Below are 15,300 nucleotides of genomic sequence, written 5' to 3'. Positions count from 1 at the left end.
GGATTATTTTGCGCCAAGCGAAAAAATCTGGCGAAAGGTTGTTCAAAAATCCACCAGTCCCGGTATGATCGCGCGCCCTGATGCACACGCTGGTAACAACCGATGATGAAGCCCAACCTGATCGCCGCCGCGGAGATCGATCGCCTCGATACCTGGGCAAAATACTCTGCCCCAATGTGCGGTTCCTGCGTGTCCAGCTGCTGCACCTTGCCGGTCGAGGTCAAGATCAAGGATCTGATCCGTATCGGTATCGTCGACGAATTCGAGCGTGGCGATCCGCCGAAGAACATCGCCAAGCGTTTGCAGAAGGAAGGTATCGTCGAGCGCTATAACCAGAAGTCCGAGATCTTCACCCTTCAGCGCATGAGCAACAACGATTGCCTGTACCTGGATCGCAAGAGCCGTTTGTGCACTATTTATGATAAGCGCCCGGATACCTGCCGCAATCACCCGAAGATCGGACCGCGGCCGGGGTATTGCGCGTACAAGCCAAAAGAAGTGGTGCGCGAGAACAATCCGCGGACGCTGGACAAGTTCTGATTCCGATCTTCGCTGTCTGACAGATGGCTTTCGCGGGCAAGCCTCGCCCCTACAGGTCCGGGTCGTTCCCGACGCTCATGAAACGACGCGGCCTGTGTAGGAGCGAGGCTTGCCCGCGAAGAGGCCCGAATAAGCGCTACACAAACCCCAGACAAACAAAAACGCCCCCGGCCTTTCGACCGGGGGCGTTTTCGTTCAGCCGGGGCTAATTACGCCTTGGCTTTCTTGGCAGCGCGGGTACGCTCGCTTTCGTCCAGAATCTTCTTGCGAAGACGAATGGACTTAGGAGTCACTTCGCACAGCTCGTCGTCCTGGATGAATTCCAGAGCCTGTTCCAGGGTGAAGCGAACAGGTGGAACCAGAGCGATGGTTTCGTCTTTACCCGAAGCACGCATGTTGTCGAGCTTCTTGCCCTTGGTAGGGTTAACGCCCAGGTCGTTGTCACGGCTGTTCAGACCAACGATCTGACCGTTGTAGATTTCCTGACCGTGTTCTACGAACAGCTTGCCACGCGCCTGCAGGGTTTCCAGGGAGTAGGTCAGTGCCTTGCCGGTTTCAACCGAAACCAGAACGCCGTTCTGACGGCCGGACATGTCGCCGGACTTCATCACGTCGTAACGGTCGAAGATCGAGGTCAGGATGCCAGCACCGTTGGTCAGGGTCAGGAACTGGTTACGGAAACCGATCAGACCACGAGCAGGGATGTTGTATTCCAGACGTACACGGCCCTTGCCATCCGGCACCATGTTGGTCAGGTCGCCTTTACGCAGGCCCATCTCTTCCATCACCTTGCCCTGGGATTCTTCCGGCAGGTCGATGGTGACGTTTTCGAACGGTTCGTGCTTCACGCCGTCAACCAGACGGATGATCACTTCCGGACGGCCTACAGCCATTTCGAAGCCTTCGCGACGCATGGTTTCGATCAGTACCGAGAGGTGCAGTTCGCCACGGCCGGAAACCTTGAACTTGTCAGCCGAGTCGCCTTCTTCAACGCGCAGTGCAACGTTGTACAGCAGCTCTTTGTCCAGACGTTCCTTGATGTTACGGGAAGTCACGAACTTGCCTTCTTTACCGCAGAAAGGCGAGTCGTTTACCTGGAAGGTCATGGAAACGGTTGGCTCGTCGACAGTCAACGGCTTCATCGCTTCAACGGTGTCCGGGTGGCACAGGGTGTCGGAGATGAACAGCGAGTCCATACCGCTGATGCACACGATGTCGCCTGCAGCAGCTTCTTCAACGTCTACACGGTGCAGACCGTGGTGACCCATCAGCTTCAGGATACGACCGTTACGCTTCTTGCCGTCGGCACCGATAGCGACAACCGGGGTGTTCGGCTTGACGCGACCACGAGCGATACGGCCAACGCCGATAACACCCAGGAAGCTGTTGTAGTCCAGAGCGGAGATTTGCATCTGGAACGGACCGTCACGGTCGACTTTCGGCGCAGGTACGTTGTCGACGATCGACTGGTACAGCGGAGTCATGTCTTCAGCCATGTCGGTGTGTTCCAGACCGGCAATGCCGTTCAGGGCCGAGGCGTAGACGACTTTGAAGTCCAGCTGTTCTTCGGTAGCACCGAGGTTGTCGAACAGGTCGAAGATCTGGTCCAGAACCCAGTCCGGACGCGCGCCTGGACGGTCAACCTTGTTGATCACCACGATTGGACGCAGGCCGGCTTCGAAAGCCTTCTTGGTCACGAAACGGGTTTGCGGCATAGGGCCGTCTTGAGCGTCAACCAGCAGCAGAACGGAGTCAACCATCGACATTACGCGTTCAACTTCGCCGCCGAAGTCGGCGTGGCCCGGGGTGTCCACGATGTTGATGTGGTAGCCGTTCCAGTTGATGGCGGTGTTTTTCGCCAGAATGGTAATACCGCGCTCTTTTTCCTGGTCGTTGGAGTCCATCACGCGCTCGTCGTTGAGCTCGTTGCGCTCCAGGGTGCCGGATTGACGCAAGAGTTTGTCTACCAGGGTGGTTTTACCATGGTCAACGTGAGCAATGATGGCGATGTTGCGTAGATTTTCGATCACTTGTGTATCTCGATCAGAGGATTCGGTGTGCTGACAAGTCTTGGCAGCGATTTACAGTAGAGTCCGGCAAAGCCGTTACAGCTTGACGGCGGCGTCGGGGGGCCGGTGACGCAGGCCACAGGCAAACAGCCCCGGGCACTTAGCTCGGTCGATAAACGCGCACATTGGCATGCCCCTCACTGAGCAAATGGTGGGCATGCAGGCGACTCATCACGCCTTTGTCGCAATACAGCAGGTACTGGCGAGTAGGGTCCAGTTCCTTGAAACGAGCGTTCAGTGCATAAAACGGCATCGCTTGTACCTCAATGCCAGCGAGTTCCAGCGGCTCGTCTTCAGCGGCATCCGGGTGACGGATATCGATGATGATCTGGCCCGCCAGTGCTTCGCTGACTTCTTCGATCTGCAAATCCTGGCCCAATTCGTCGATTACGCGATCGATCGGCACCAGTTTGGCGTTCTCGAGCGCACGCTCGAGTACCGCCATGTCGAATTCTTTCTCTTCATGCTCCACGCGTGGACGCTTGGCGTGGGTCTTTGGGTTCACCGAGATGACCCCGCAGTATTCCGGCATGTGCTTGGCGAAATCGGCAGTACCGATTTCGTTGGCCAGGTCGATGATGTCCTGCTTGTGACTGGCGATCAGCGGGCGCAAGACCAGCTTGTCGGTCACGCAGTCGATCACGGACAGGTTCGGCAACGTCTGGCTCGACACCTGGGAAATCGCTTCGCCGGTGACCAGCGCTTCGATCTCCAGCCGATCGGCAATACGGGAAGCAGCGCGCAACATCATACGCTTCAAAACTACACCCATATGACTGTTATCGACTTTCCCGAGAATTTCTCCCAGTACTTCCTCGAACGGCACACTGACAAATAACACGCGTTGGGAGCTGCCGTACTTCTTCCAGATGAAGTGCGCGACTTCCATGACGCCCAATTCATGGGCTCGTCCGCCCAGATTGAAGAAGCAGAAGTGGGCCATCAGCCCGCGGCGCATGATCTGGTAGGCGGCGACGGTGGAATCGAAGCCACCGGACATCAGTACAAGCGTCTGCTCCAGGGCACCCAGCGGATAACCGCCGATGCTGTTGTGCTGGCTGTGGATCACGAACAACCGTTTGTCGCGAATTTCGATGCGAACTTCGATTTCAGGCTCTTTGAGCGAGATTCCGGCGGCGCCGCACTGACGACGCAGTTGGCTGCCGACGTATTTCTCGACGTCCATGGAGCTGAATTCGTGCTTGCCGGCACGCTTGCAGCGCACCGAAAAGATCTTCCCGGCCAGGGCGTCACCGAAATGCTGCTTGCACTTGGCGACGATGTCGTCGAAGTCGCCCAACGGGTATTCATCGACCTGCAGGAAATGCGCGATGCCCGGCATGCAGCTCAGGCGCTCGGTCATCTCCTTCAGGGCTTTCGGCTCGCTGACGCGGGTTTCCAGCTCGAGATTGTCCCACACACCGTTCACCACCACAGCCGGGTCCAGGTCGCGGAGCACGGTACGGATGTTTTTAGCCAACTGGCGGATGAAACGCATCCGTACCGGGCGGCTCTTGATGGTGATCTCGGGGAAGACTTTTACGATTAGTTTCATGAAAACAGCGCGCGCTGGGCCAGCCGAAAAAGGGGGGCGCGGATTATAGCGGAAATTGCTCAAGGTTTAACCAGTTAATGTGCAGAAGGTTTTGCGCGCACCAAAACAGGTCATTTATTGATTTCGACGCTACATTACAGGGCGAGGTTTGGCGCTTTTCGAGGCTTTGCACCTTTATAAGCGTGATATTGGGGCAAAAAACCCATGGTGGGGCACTGGCATGCAATTTGCTCCCTTGTGAGGCAGGTTGCCTTGGCAGAGTATTCGCGCCGGCATCACCCACATTCTAAGGGCATCCACTACTAAGCCCGAAGCCACCCGGAGGACACTATGTCGAAGTCGGTTCAACTCATCAAAGATCATGACGTCAAGTGGATTGATCTGCGCTTCACGGACACCAAAGGCACTCAGCACCACGTGACCATGCCGGCTCGCGATGGGCTGGATGAAGCTTTCTTCGAAGAAGGCAAAATGTTCGACGGTTCCTCCATCGCTGGCTGGAAAGGCATCGAAGCCTCCGACATGATCCTGATGCCGGACGACAGCACTGCCGTTCTCGACCCGTTCACCGAAGAGCCGACCCTGATTCTGGTTTGCGACGTGATCGAGCCTTCGACCATGCAAGGCTACGACCGTGACCCACGTGCGATCGCCAAGCGTGCCGAGGAATACCTGAAGTCGACCGGTATCGGTGACACCGTATTCGTTGGTCCAGAGCCTGAGTTCTTCATCTTCGACGAAGTGAAGTTCAAGTCCGACATCTCCGGTTCGATGTTCAAAATCTTCTCCGAACAAGGTTCGTGGATGTCCGATCAGGACGTGGAAGGCGGCAACAAAGGCCACCGTCCAGGCGTCAAAGGCGGCTACTTCCCTGTTCCGCCGTTCGACCACGACCACGAAATCCGTACCTCCATGTGCAACGCCATGGAAGAAATGGGCCTGGTCATCGAAGTTCACCACCACGAAGTGGCGACTGCCGGCCAGAACGAAATCGGCGTGAAGTTCAACACCCTGGTTGCCAAGGCTGACGAAGTTCAAACCCTGAAGTACTGCGTACACAACGTTGCTGATGCATACGGCCGCACCGCGACCTTCATGCCTAAGCCTCTGTACGGCGACAACGGTTCGGGTATGCACGTTCACCTGTCCATCGCCAAAGATGGCAAGAACACCTTCGCTGGCGAAGGCTATGCCGGCCTGTCCGATACCGCTCTGTACTTCATCGGCGGCATCATCAAGCACGGTAAGGCTCTGAACGGCTTCACCAACCCGTCGACCAACTCCTACAAGCGTCTGGTCCCAGGTTTCGAAGCGCCAGTGATGCTGGCTTACTCGGCTCGTAACCGTTCGGCTTCGATCCGTATTCCTTACGTGTCCAGCCCTCGCGCTCGCCGTATCGAAGCTCGCTTCCCGGATCCGGCAGCTAACCCGTACCTGGGCTTCGCTGCACTGTTGATGGCTGGCCTGGACGGCATCCAGAACAAGATCCACCCTGGCGACGCAGCTGACAAAAACCTGTACGACCTGCCGCCTGAAGAGGCGAAAGAGATCCCACAAGTTTGCGGCAGCCTGAAAGAAGCCCTGGAAGAGCTGGACAAAGGTCGTGCGTTCCTGACCAAAGGCGGCGTTTTCAGCGACGACTTCATCGACGCTTACATCGCTCTGAAAAGCGAAGAAGAAATCAAGGTTCGTACCTTCGTACACCCACTGGAATATGAGCTGTACTACAGCTGCTGATCCGGTAGCGCCGCGCTACGCGGCGTGACAAAAGAGAGGCCTCCTTCGGGAGGCCTTTTTTATGGGCAACTTCCGACAATGAAATTCGACTTTTCCTCGGGCATACACAGCGTCGTCCGGCATCAACCCACTTGAATGGCTCGTAGCCTGTCCACTACCTGCAATCAACGGATGGAATGATGACAACTTTCACACTCAAGATTCTACTGACCGCTCTCACCGCCCTCGTCCTTTCAGGCTGCACCACAACTCCCCCATCGACAGAAATCGAACGGGAAATCCTGCTTCAAAGCAGCAAGTCGTGGGATAGCACACCTTACATTCGCTACCCGGATGCCGCGCCTGAGCTGACAGTGCTCAAACTCACGATCCCTGCCAACAGCAAACTCTCCTGGCACACCCATCCGATTCCCAACGCAGCTTATATCCTCTCAGGCGAGCTAACAGTCGAAGACCGGAACAGCGGCCAGACCCGGCGTATCAAACAGGGCGAAGCGCTGGCTGAAATGGTCAATATCACTCATCGTGGAGTGACCGGCGATACACCGGTAAAACTTATTGTGTTCTATGCTGGGAGCAAGGGTATTCCATTGGCGGAGTAGTCTTTGCTCGACACGGGGAATCTGAATGCGGCCACTGTTATTACTTCTACTGCTGCCCTGCATTTCTCCCGCGATGGCCCAAATCTACAAATACATCGATGCCGCCGGCAACACCGCCTACAGCAATCAACCGCCCGATGGCGTAAAGGCTCAGCCCGTGGAGCTGCCACCGCTCAACAGCGTCGTGCGTCAACCTCCGGGCGAGCCTGTAGCGCCTGCGCAATCCAATAGCCGCGAACAGCCCGGCAGCGCCTATCAGGTGCTGGAGCTGACCGGTCTGCCCACCGAAGAAGCCCTGCGCGCCAACAACGGCACGTTCACGGTCAGCGTATTGATCCAGCCGCGCCTGCAAGGCGCTCATCGGTTAAGGCTGTTACTGGACGATCAACCCTACGGCCAACCGAGCAACGTGCCGATTCTGCAACTGGTGAACATCGACCGTGGCGAACACCGCCTCGCGGTTCAGGTGATCGATGGGCAAAACGTGGTGCAGCAGAGCCCCACCGTGACCTTCACCGTACAACGGGTGCATAGACCTTGAAGCTCTGGCTGTTGGTCGCCTGCCTGATCAGCCTGCCGGCAACGGCCGAGGTTTTTACCTACATCGACGCCCAGGGCAATCGGGTTTTCACCGATCAGCCGGGCACCCGTAATGCCAAGCGTGTGCCACTGGCGACCAGCAATCGAATGTCGGCCAACCCGAGCGGCGCCGCGCCAGTGACGGCCACGAAAGCCAAACCACTGTTTCATTACGACATGCTTCGTGTGCTGGTGCCGGACCCGGATGCCACGATCCGTAGCACTGCCGGGGAATTGATCGTCAGCGTTACCAGCGAACCCGGCTTGCAACAGGGCCATCGCTATCGTCTGCTGCTGGATGGCCAACCCACCGCCGAGCCCGGCCCGAGCCCGGTGTTCGCCCTGAGCAACATCGACCGCGGCAGCCACAACCTGTCAGTGGAAATCCTCGACGAACAGGGCCGTACCGTCGAACGCACGGCCAATCAACCCTTCCACATGCAGCGCATTTCCCTCGCGCAGAAACGTCAGGTCAAACCCTGCGTCCTTACCGACTACGGCCAACGGCCGGAATGCCCCCTCAAAGACAAACCCGAAGAAGAAAAGAGCTTCTTTTAGCGCTAACGCCGGTCCGTTAAGACGTAGAACCTGTGGGAGCGTGGCTTGCCCGCGAAGAACGATGACGCGTAATACCTGAAAAACCGCGGTGCATTCTTCGCGGGCAAGCCACGTTCCCACAGGATTCTCGTCGCTCAAAGTTGTTCGCCACAGTTCTGTACTTGGCCCGGGCTCTTCTGCTTCTTTTACTTCGTTCAGGTTTGCGCACTATATTGGTGCAATAGAGTGCACAGTACTCACACCCCAACCCATTTTGGTTCGAAAGTACTCGCAAAAGCTGGCAGAACGCCACGCAAATGAGCGTCAAACGCCTGTTTCAGGCTCTAAACGCTTCTTTTCGGAGCCTTGGTTTGGTTTTTGCATTTTCCTCGTATCGGCGCTTGTTTCTTGCGCGCGCTCCGCTCCAAAAGAGGTCCTGATGACCATTAGCGACGCACTACACCGCTTGCTACTCGACAACCTGACCACCGCAACCATTCTGCTCGACGCCGAACTGCGCCTTGAGTACATGAACCCGGCGGCGGAGATGCTGCTGGCCATCAGCGGCCAGCGTAGCCATGGGCAGTTCATCAGCGAGTTGTTCACCGAATCCACTGAGGCGCTGAACTCCCTGCGCCAGGCAGTCCAGCAGGCGCACCCGTTCACCAAGCGCGAAGCGATGCTCACCGCCCTCACCGGCCAGACCCTGACCGTCGACTACGCCGTGACACCGATCCTGAGCAATGGCAATACGCTGCTGTTGCTGGAGGTTCACCCGCGTGACCGCTTGTTGCGGATCACCAAGGAAGAGGCGCAGCTGTCGAAGCAGGAAACCAGCAAGATGCTGGTACGCGGCCTCGCCCATGAAATCAAAAATCCGCTCGGCGGGATTCGTGGCGCGGCTCAGTTGCTCGCCCGTGAATTGCCGGAAGAAAGCCTGCGCGACTACACCAACGTCATCATTGAAGAAGCCGATCGCCTGCGCAATCTGGTGGATCGCATGCTCGGCTCCAACAAATTGCCGTCACTGGCCATGTGCAATGTCCATGAAGTGCTGGAACGCGTAGGTCAGTTGGTGGAGGCAGAGAGTCAGGGCTGCATCACTTTGGTGCGCGACTACGACCCAAGCATTCCGGATGTGTTGATTGATCGCGAACAGATGATTCAGGCCGTCCTGAACATCGTGCGCAACGCGATGCAGGCCATCAGCAGCCAGAACGAGCTGCGCCTCGGCCGCATCAGCTTGCGTACCCGCGCCATGCGCCAGTTCACCATCGGCCACGTGCGCCACCGCCTGGTGACCAAGATCGAAATCATCGACAACGGCCCGGGGATCCCCGCCGAGCTGCAGGAAACCATCTTCTTTCCCATGGTCAGCGGCCGTCCGGACGGTACCGGGCTGGGCCTGGCCATTACCCAGAACATCATCAGCCAGCACCAGGGCCTGATCGAATGTGAAAGCCATCCAGGCCACACCACGTTCTCGATCTTTCTGCCACTGGAACAAGGAGCCACATCGACATGAGCCGTAGTGAAACCGTGTGGATCGTCGATGACGACCGTTCTATCCGTTGGGTCCTGGAAAAAGCCTTGCAGCAGGAAGGCATGACCACGCAAAGCTTCGACAGCGCCGACGGCGTGATGAGCCGCCTGGCGCGCCAGCAGCCGGACGTGATCATCTCCGACATCCGCATGCCGGGTGCCAGCGGCCTGGACCTTCTGGCACGGATTCGCGAACAGCACCCACGACTGCCGGTCATCATCATGACCGCGCACTCCGACCTGGACAGCGCTGTCGCGTCCTATCAGGGTGGCGCTTTCGAGTATCTGCCCAAGCCATTCGATGTCGACGAAGCGGTGTCACTGGTCAAGCGCGCCAACCAGCACGCTCAGGAACAGCAAGGCCTGGAAGTCCCGGTCGCCCTGACCCGTACGCCAGAAATCATCGGCGAAGCGCCGGCGATGCAGGAAGTGTTTCGCGCCATTGGGCGCTTGAGCCACTCCAACATCACCGTGCTGATCAACGGCGAATCCGGTACCGGTAAAGAACTGGTGGCCCACGCCCTGCACCGTCACAGCCCACGGGCGGCCTCGCCGTTCATTGCGCTGAACATGGCGGCGATCCCCAAGGATCTGATGGAGTCCGAGCTGTTCGGCCATGAAAAAGGCGCCTTTACCGGCGCGGCCAACTTGCGTCGCGGGCGTTTTGAACAGGCTGACGGCGGCACACTGTTCCTCGATGAAATCGGCGACATGCCGGCGGACACTCAGACGCGCTTGCTGCGGGTATTGGCGGACGGCGAGTTCTACCGTGTCGGCGGTCATGTGCCGGTGAAGGTCGATGTGCGAATCATCGCCGCGACTCACCAGAATCTGGAAACCCTGGTGCATGCCGGAAAATTTCGTGAGGACTTGTTCCACCGCCTCAACGTGATCCGCATCCACATTCCACGGCTGTCGGACCGTCGCGAAGACATCCCGACCCTGGCCAAGCACTTCCTCAGCCGCGCCGCGCAAGAACTGGCGGTGGAACCGAAGTTGCTGAAAAGCGAAACCGAGGAATACCTGAAGAACCTGCCGTGGCCGGGCAACGTGCGTCAGCTGGAGAACACCTGTCGCTGGATCACGGTAATGGCTTCGGGTCGCGAAGTGCACATCAGCGATCTGCCGCCAGAGCTGCTGAGCCTGCCGCAGGACTCAGCGCCGGTGACCAATTGGGAGCAAGCACTGCGTCAGTGGGCTGATCAGGCGTTGGCTCGCGGTCAGTCGAGTCTTCTGGACAGTGCCGTGCCAGCCTTCGAGCGGATCATGATCGAAACCGCCCTCAAACACACCGCCGGCCGCCGCCGCGACGCTGCCGTGTTGCTGGGCTGGGGCCGCAATACCTTGACGCGCAAGATCAAGGAATTGGGGATGAAGGTTGATGGTGGGGATGATGATGAGGGGGATGAGGGCTAAATAGCCGCCAGTTCCTCACTGAGCTCCAGATCCCATCGCGGGCAAGCCCGCTCCCACAGGAATTTTCAGTGGTTTCACTATCGCGTGAACACCATTGAACCTTGTGGGAGCGGGCTTGCCCGCGATGCTTTTAGGGCCAACATGCACCGCCCGAATGCACCGTGACCTGCAATCGCGCACGACAACCAATCAGAAACCCCGCCTTCACTTGCAAGAAAAACCCGATCGCAGAAACACAGAAGCCCCGAATTACGGGGCTTTCAGCGCTGCTGGGCGGCTTTCTGTTGCAACTTGTTAAAAACTGGCACGCCCCCTGCAATAGTCCAATCAGTGATTCGATTCACTACCCAGTTTCGGGGACCTTGGTACAGGCAGGCCGGGGATTCCCCTCTTTACACCGGGCTCATACCGCAATTGCGACGAGCCCATCCCGTTTTGGGGTCCTTGGTACAGGCAGGCCGGGGATTCCCTCTTTACACCGGGCTCACGCTGCAATGCGCGAGCCCTCCCGTTTTGGGAACCTTGGTACAGGCAGGCCGGGGATTCCCTCTTTACACCGGGCTCACGCTGCAATGCGCGGGCTCTCCCGTTTTGGGAACCTTGGTACAGGCAGGCCGGGGATTCCCTCTTTTATTGCTCTCGGAGATGGATCTCCAGCCGCCAGCGGTCATCGACCTCGCTACCGGCCCACTCGCCCTGCAGCGGCCGGGCCGCCACCACCGTCAGCAACAGTCCCCCATCACTCAAACGCGTTCGCCAGTTCACGTCCTTGCCGTTGAGCTTGAGCTGACCTTTCTGTGCACGGCCTTCAGCCTCAAATAACAGCGCCACGCTGCCGTCGACCAGCTCGCCGTGGGTTTTGGGTTCGTTGTTGAACCACACCACCAGTCCATCGTTCGTCACCTCGACCTGCTGCAAAACGCTGGGGTCGGGCGCGGTCAGGCGACCGATCATCAGGCCCACCATCACCCCGACAATCGCCAACGAAGCCATCACCCGAGGGAATAGTTTCGAACGAGGATCCTTTGGCGGCGTAGAATGCCCGTCATCTTTACCTTCGGAGCCGTGCATGTTTCACGTCATCCTTTTCCAACCAGAAATTCCGCCGAATACCGGCAACGTTATCAGGCTGTGCGCCAACAGTGGCTGCCACCTGCATTTGATCGAACCGCTGGGCTTCGAGATGGACGACAAGCGTCTGCGCCGGGCCGGCCTCGATTACCATGAGTATGCCACCCTGCAACGCCACGCAGACCTCGCCAGCTGTCTGGAAAGCCTCGGCCATCCCCGGCTGTTCGCCTTTACCACCAAGGGCTCGCGGCCATTTCACGACGCCAGCTTCGCCGAGGGCGATGCCTTCCTGTTCGGCCCGGAAAGCCGCGGCTTGCCGGCCGAAGTGCTCGATGCCCTGCCCAGCGAACAACGCTTGCGCCTGCCGATGCGCGAAGGCTGTCGCAGCCTGAACCTGTCCAACACCGTGGCCGTCGCCGTTTACGAAGGCTGGCGTCAGCTGGGGTTCAAATAACCCCGCGACTGATCGTTCCCACGCTCTGCGTGGGAATGCCTCAAGGGACGCTCCGCGTTCCAGCAGCACCACAGGCGTCGAGCCTGGCACCAGTGTGACGCGGAGCGTCACGGGCTGCATTCCCACGCAGAGCGTGGGAACGATCATCTCCCGCCCATGAAAAAAGCGCCTGTTACGGCGCTTTTTTCATTACTGCATCGAACGCTTATTGAACGGTTGGAGTCTCGCCAGCCGCCTGCATACGTTGCAGCTCTTGTGCGTACAGCGCGTCGAAGTTCACCGGGGCCAGCATCAGGGCCGGGAACGAACCGCGGGTCACGAGGCTGTCCAGGGTTTCGCGAGCGTACGGGAACAGGATGTTCGGGCAGAACGCACCGAGCGTGTGGCTCATCGAAGCATCGTCCAGGTTCTTGATCAGGAAGATCCCGGCCTGTTGCACTTCAGCGATGAACGCCACTTCCTCACCGTTTTTCACGGTGACCGACAGAGTCAGCACGACTTCGTGGAAGTCGCCTTCCAGAGCCTTCTGACGGGTGTTCAGATCCAGACCGACACTCGGTTCCCACTGCTGGCGAAAGATCGCCGGGCTTTTCGGGGCTTCGAAGGACAAGTCGCGTACGTAGATGCGCTGCAAGGAGAATTGCGGTGCGGTTTCTTCTTCGCTAGCTGCAGTGTTCTGTTGGTCAGTCATCTCAGATCCTTTCTGATCTCGGGTCTTATAGGGTTGGCTATTTCAAGTAAGGCAGTCAGGCCTTGAGCAGGGCGTCGAGCTTGCCGGCGCGCTCCAGGGCAAACAAATCATCACAGCCGCCAACGTGGGTGCTGCCGATCCAGATCTGTGGCACGGACGTACGTCCGGCCTTCTGAGCCATCGCGGCACGCACCTGCGGCTTGCCATCGACCTTGATCTCTTCGAAGGCTACGCCTTTGTTCTCGAGCAGGTACTTGGCTCGCGAGCAATAAGGGCAGTAATCGCTGGAATAGACGACGACGTTGTTCATATCACTTCACCAGCGGCAGATTGTCGGCTTTCCAGCTGGAAATACCGCCGGACAGCTTGGCGGCGGTGAAGCCGGCTTTCATCAGTTCGCGGGCATGAGTACCGGCAGTCTGGCCCATGGCGTCGACCAGGATAATGGTCTTGGCCTTGTGCTTTTCCAATTCGCCGACGCGAGCGGTCAGTTTGTCGTGAGGAATGTTCAACGCGCCAACAATGTGACCGGCGGTGAAATCCTTGGTCGGACGAATGTCGATTACCACGCCTGCATCCTTGTTGACCAGCCCGGTCAGTTCACCGGTGCTCAGGCTGCGGCCGCCGCCTTGCATCTGATAAGCGATCAGCAACGCCAGCAGTACGACGAAGATACCGACAAGCAAATAGTGGTTAGTGGCAAATTCAATCAGGTGAGCAACCATCGAAGGAGGTTCCAGGGCGTTAAAATGTCGGCCAGTATACACAGCCACTATGGTGGGCCAAACCCCGTCCGGCGGTGACGGCGTCGGAACTTAGCTTTAAACTCCTACTCCCTTTTCCATCGCCTCTTTTAATTCAGCCACGAGTGGAATCCATGACTACCACGCCTAAACCTTTGGTCCTGATTATTCTCGACGGCTTCGGTCACAGTGAGAGCCCTGAATCCAACGCCATCTATGCGGCGAAGAAGCCCGTACTGGACCGCCTGTGGGCTACCGTACCGAACGGCCTGATCTCGGGCAGCGGCATGGACGTCGGCTTGCCGGACGGCCAGATGGGCAACTCCGAAGTCGGCCACATGAACCTTGGCGCCGGCCGCGTGGTGTACCAGGACTTCACCCGCGTGACCAAAGCGATCCGCGACGGCGAGTTCTTCGAGAACCCGACCATCTGCGCCGCGGTGGATAAAGCCGCTGCTGCCGGCAAAGCCGTGCACTTCATGGGCCTGCTGTCCGATGGCGGCGTTCACAGCCACCAGGATCACCTGGTCGCCATGGCTGAACTGGCCTACAAGCGCGGCGCCGAGAAAATCTACCTGCACGCCTTCCTTGATGGCCGTGATACGCCACCGAAAAGCGCCCAGTCGTCGATCGAGTTGCTGGATGCGACCTTCGAAGCCCTCGGCAAAGGCCGGATCGCCAGCATCATTGGCCGTTACTACGCCATGGACCGCGACAACCGTTGGGATCGCGTGTCCCAGGCCTACAACCTGATTGTCGATGGCGCCAGCGAATTCAACGCCGCCACCGCACAGGAAGGCCTGCAAGCCGCTTACGAACGTGGCGAAAGCGACGAATTCGTCAAAGCCACCAGCATCGGTGAGCCGGTAAAAGTCGAAGACGGCGACGCCGTGATCTTCATGAACTTCCGCGCCGACCGCGCTCGCGAGCTGACCCGCGTGTTCGTCGAAGACGATTTCAAGGAATTCGATCGCGCTCGCCAGCCAAAACTGGCCGGTTTCGTCATGCTGACCCAATACGCCGCCAGCATCCCCGCGCCATCGGCCTTCGCCGCGAGCAGCCTGGACAACGTGCTGGGCGATTACCTGGCGAAAAATGGCAAGACGCAGCTGCGTATCGCCGAAACCGAGAAGTACGCCCACGTGACTTTCTTCTTCTCTGGCGGTCGCGAAGAGCCGTTCCCGGGCGAAGAACGCATCCTGATCCCGTCGCCGAAAGTTGCTACCTATGACTTGCAGCCCGAGATGAGCGCCCCGGAAGTCACCGACCGCATCGTCGATGCCATTGAAAACCAGCGCTATGACGTGATCGTGGTCAACTACGCCAACGGCGACATGGTCGGCCATAGCGGTGTATTCGACGCGGCAGTCAAAGCGGTCGAGTGCCTGGACCTGTGCGTCGGCCGCATCGTCGATGCGCTGGAGAAAGTCGGCGGCGAAGCCCTGATTACCGCCGACCATGGCAACGTCGAGCAAATGTCCGACGAAACCACCGGCCAGGCGCACACTGCACATACCACCGAGCCGGTGCCGTTCATCTATGTCGGCAAGCGTGACTTCAAGGTGCGTGATGGCGGCGTGCTGGCGGATGTGGCGCCGACCATGCTGATGTTGATGGGGCTTGAAAAACCTGTGGAAATGACCGGGACTTCGATTCTGGTGTAATCCGCCCTATCAAACACCGCCAAAACCCTGTGGGAGCGGGGGGGGGGGGGGGGGGGGGGGGGGGGGGGGGGGGGGGGGGGGGGGGGGGGGGGGGGGGGGG

Annotated in this window: 15 protein-coding genes; 9 read left to right on the top strand and 6 right to left on the bottom strand. The window is 58.6% G+C overall.

What is annotated here, in order from left to right; translation table 11 throughout:
* Positions 1 to 102: 102 nt before the first annotated feature.
* Complete coding sequence (locus AC1RQB_RS23425) at positions 103 to 540, top strand: YkgJ family cysteine cluster protein (protein WP_008005123.1); 438 nt, start codon at positions 103 to 105, stop codon at positions 538 to 540.
* A 209-nt stretch (positions 541 to 749) separates the two neighbouring features.
* Here AC1RQB_RS23425 and typA read toward each other — a convergent pair whose 3' ends face one another.
* Together typA and thiI are read right to left on the bottom strand one after the other, a co-directional pair.
* Positions 750 to 2,570, bottom strand: a complete 1,821-nt coding sequence (gene typA / locus AC1RQB_RS23420; protein WP_008068790.1) for a translational GTPase TypA — start codon at positions 2,568 to 2,570, stop codon at positions 750 to 752.
* A gap of 139 nt (positions 2,571 to 2,709) precedes the next feature.
* Positions 2,710 to 4,164: a tRNA uracil 4-sulfurtransferase ThiI gene (thiI, locus tag AC1RQB_RS23415; protein WP_063341846.1), complete on the bottom strand. Its 1,455-nt coding sequence runs from the start codon at positions 4,162 to 4,164 to the stop codon at positions 2,710 to 2,712.
* A 330-nt stretch (positions 4,165 to 4,494) separates the two neighbouring features.
* Between thiI and glnA the strand changes: the two genes are divergently transcribed.
* The 6 genes from glnA (at position 4,495) to ntrC (ending at position 10,577) form a co-directional block, all read left to right on the top strand.
* Positions 4,495 to 5,901 carry a glutamate--ammonia ligase gene (gene glnA / locus AC1RQB_RS23410; protein WP_007907861.1) on the top strand — a complete coding sequence of 469 codons (1,407 nt, stop codon included), beginning with the start codon at positions 4,495 to 4,497 and terminating at the stop codon, positions 5,899 to 5,901.
* 176 nt (positions 5,902 to 6,077) lie between these two features.
* A complete protein-coding gene (locus tag AC1RQB_RS23405) occupies positions 6,078 to 6,503 on the top strand; it encodes a cupin domain-containing protein (protein ID WP_404943038.1) in 426 nt (141 codons plus the stop codon).
* A gap of 25 nt (positions 6,504 to 6,528) precedes the next feature.
* Entirely contained in the window at positions 6,529 to 7,044 is a 516-nt protein-coding gene (locus tag AC1RQB_RS23400; RefSeq protein ID WP_063341848.1) for a DUF4124 domain-containing protein, read from the top strand.
* Positions 7,041 to 7,640: a DUF4124 domain-containing protein gene (locus AC1RQB_RS23395; protein ID WP_063341849.1), complete on the top strand. Its 600-nt coding sequence runs from the start codon at positions 7,041 to 7,043 to the stop codon at positions 7,638 to 7,640. Before AC1RQB_RS23400 ends, AC1RQB_RS23395 begins: the two co-directional genes overlap by 4 nt.
* Before the next feature lie 418 nt (positions 7,641 to 8,058).
* A complete protein-coding gene (gene glnL, locus AC1RQB_RS23390) occupies positions 8,059 to 9,144 on the top strand; it encodes a nitrogen regulation protein NR(II) (protein WP_008068785.1) in 1,086 nt (361 codons plus the stop codon).
* On the top strand, positions 9,141 to 10,577 hold the full coding sequence (gene ntrC / locus AC1RQB_RS23385; protein WP_007897405.1) for a nitrogen regulation protein NR(I): 1,437 nt from the start codon (positions 9,141 to 9,143) through the stop codon (positions 10,575 to 10,577). Before glnL ends, ntrC begins: the two co-directional genes overlap by 4 nt.
* A gap of 630 nt (positions 10,578 to 11,207) precedes the next feature.
* Here ntrC and AC1RQB_RS23380 read toward each other — a convergent pair.
* Entirely contained in the window at positions 11,208 to 11,648 is a 441-nt protein-coding gene (locus AC1RQB_RS23380) for a hypothetical protein (protein WP_081235249.1), read from the bottom strand.
* Between AC1RQB_RS23380 and AC1RQB_RS23375 the strand changes: the two genes are divergently transcribed.
* Positions 11,647 to 12,102 carry a tRNA (cytidine(34)-2'-O)-methyltransferase gene (locus tag AC1RQB_RS23375; RefSeq protein ID WP_008068783.1) on the top strand — a complete coding sequence of 152 codons (456 nt, stop codon included), beginning with the start codon at positions 11,647 to 11,649 and terminating at the stop codon, positions 12,100 to 12,102. The two genes, AC1RQB_RS23380 and AC1RQB_RS23375, sit on opposite strands and share 2 nt — an antisense overlap.
* 205 nt (positions 12,103 to 12,307) lie before the next feature.
* Here AC1RQB_RS23375 and secB read toward each other — a convergent pair whose 3' ends face one another.
* The 3 genes from secB to AC1RQB_RS23360 are packed head-to-tail and all read right to left on the bottom strand — an operon-like array spanning position 12,308 to position 13,518.
* Positions 12,308 to 12,793 (bottom strand): protein-export chaperone SecB, encoded by a 486-nt coding sequence (secB, locus tag AC1RQB_RS23370; RefSeq protein WP_007897410.1) that lies wholly within the window; start codon positions 12,791 to 12,793, stop codon positions 12,308 to 12,310.
* 55 nt (positions 12,794 to 12,848) lie between these two features.
* Positions 12,849 to 13,103: a glutaredoxin 3 gene (grxC, locus tag AC1RQB_RS23365; protein ID WP_053153180.1), complete on the bottom strand. Its 255-nt coding sequence runs from the start codon at positions 13,101 to 13,103 to the stop codon at positions 12,849 to 12,851.
* 1 nt (position 13,104) lies between these two features.
* Complete coding sequence (locus AC1RQB_RS23360; protein ID WP_008005327.1) at positions 13,105 to 13,518, bottom strand: rhodanese-like domain-containing protein; 414 nt, start codon at positions 13,516 to 13,518, stop codon at positions 13,105 to 13,107.
* A gap of 152 nt (positions 13,519 to 13,670) precedes the next feature.
* Here AC1RQB_RS23360 and gpmI point away from each other — a divergent pair, with 152 nt between their 5' ends.
* Positions 13,671 to 15,200, top strand: coding sequence for a 2,3-bisphosphoglycerate-independent phosphoglycerate mutase (gpmI, locus tag AC1RQB_RS23355; protein WP_063341850.1), 1,530 nt, complete (start codon positions 13,671 to 13,673; stop codon positions 15,198 to 15,200).
* The last annotated feature ends 100 nt before the right edge of the window (positions 15,201 to 15,300 follow it).

The sequence above is a fragment of the Pseudomonas sp. GW822-FHT02E03 genome, assembly GCF_058802325.1.
The sequence above is the reverse complement of the archived record's forward strand: the minus strand, read 5'-3'. Positions and strand labels throughout refer to the sequence as shown.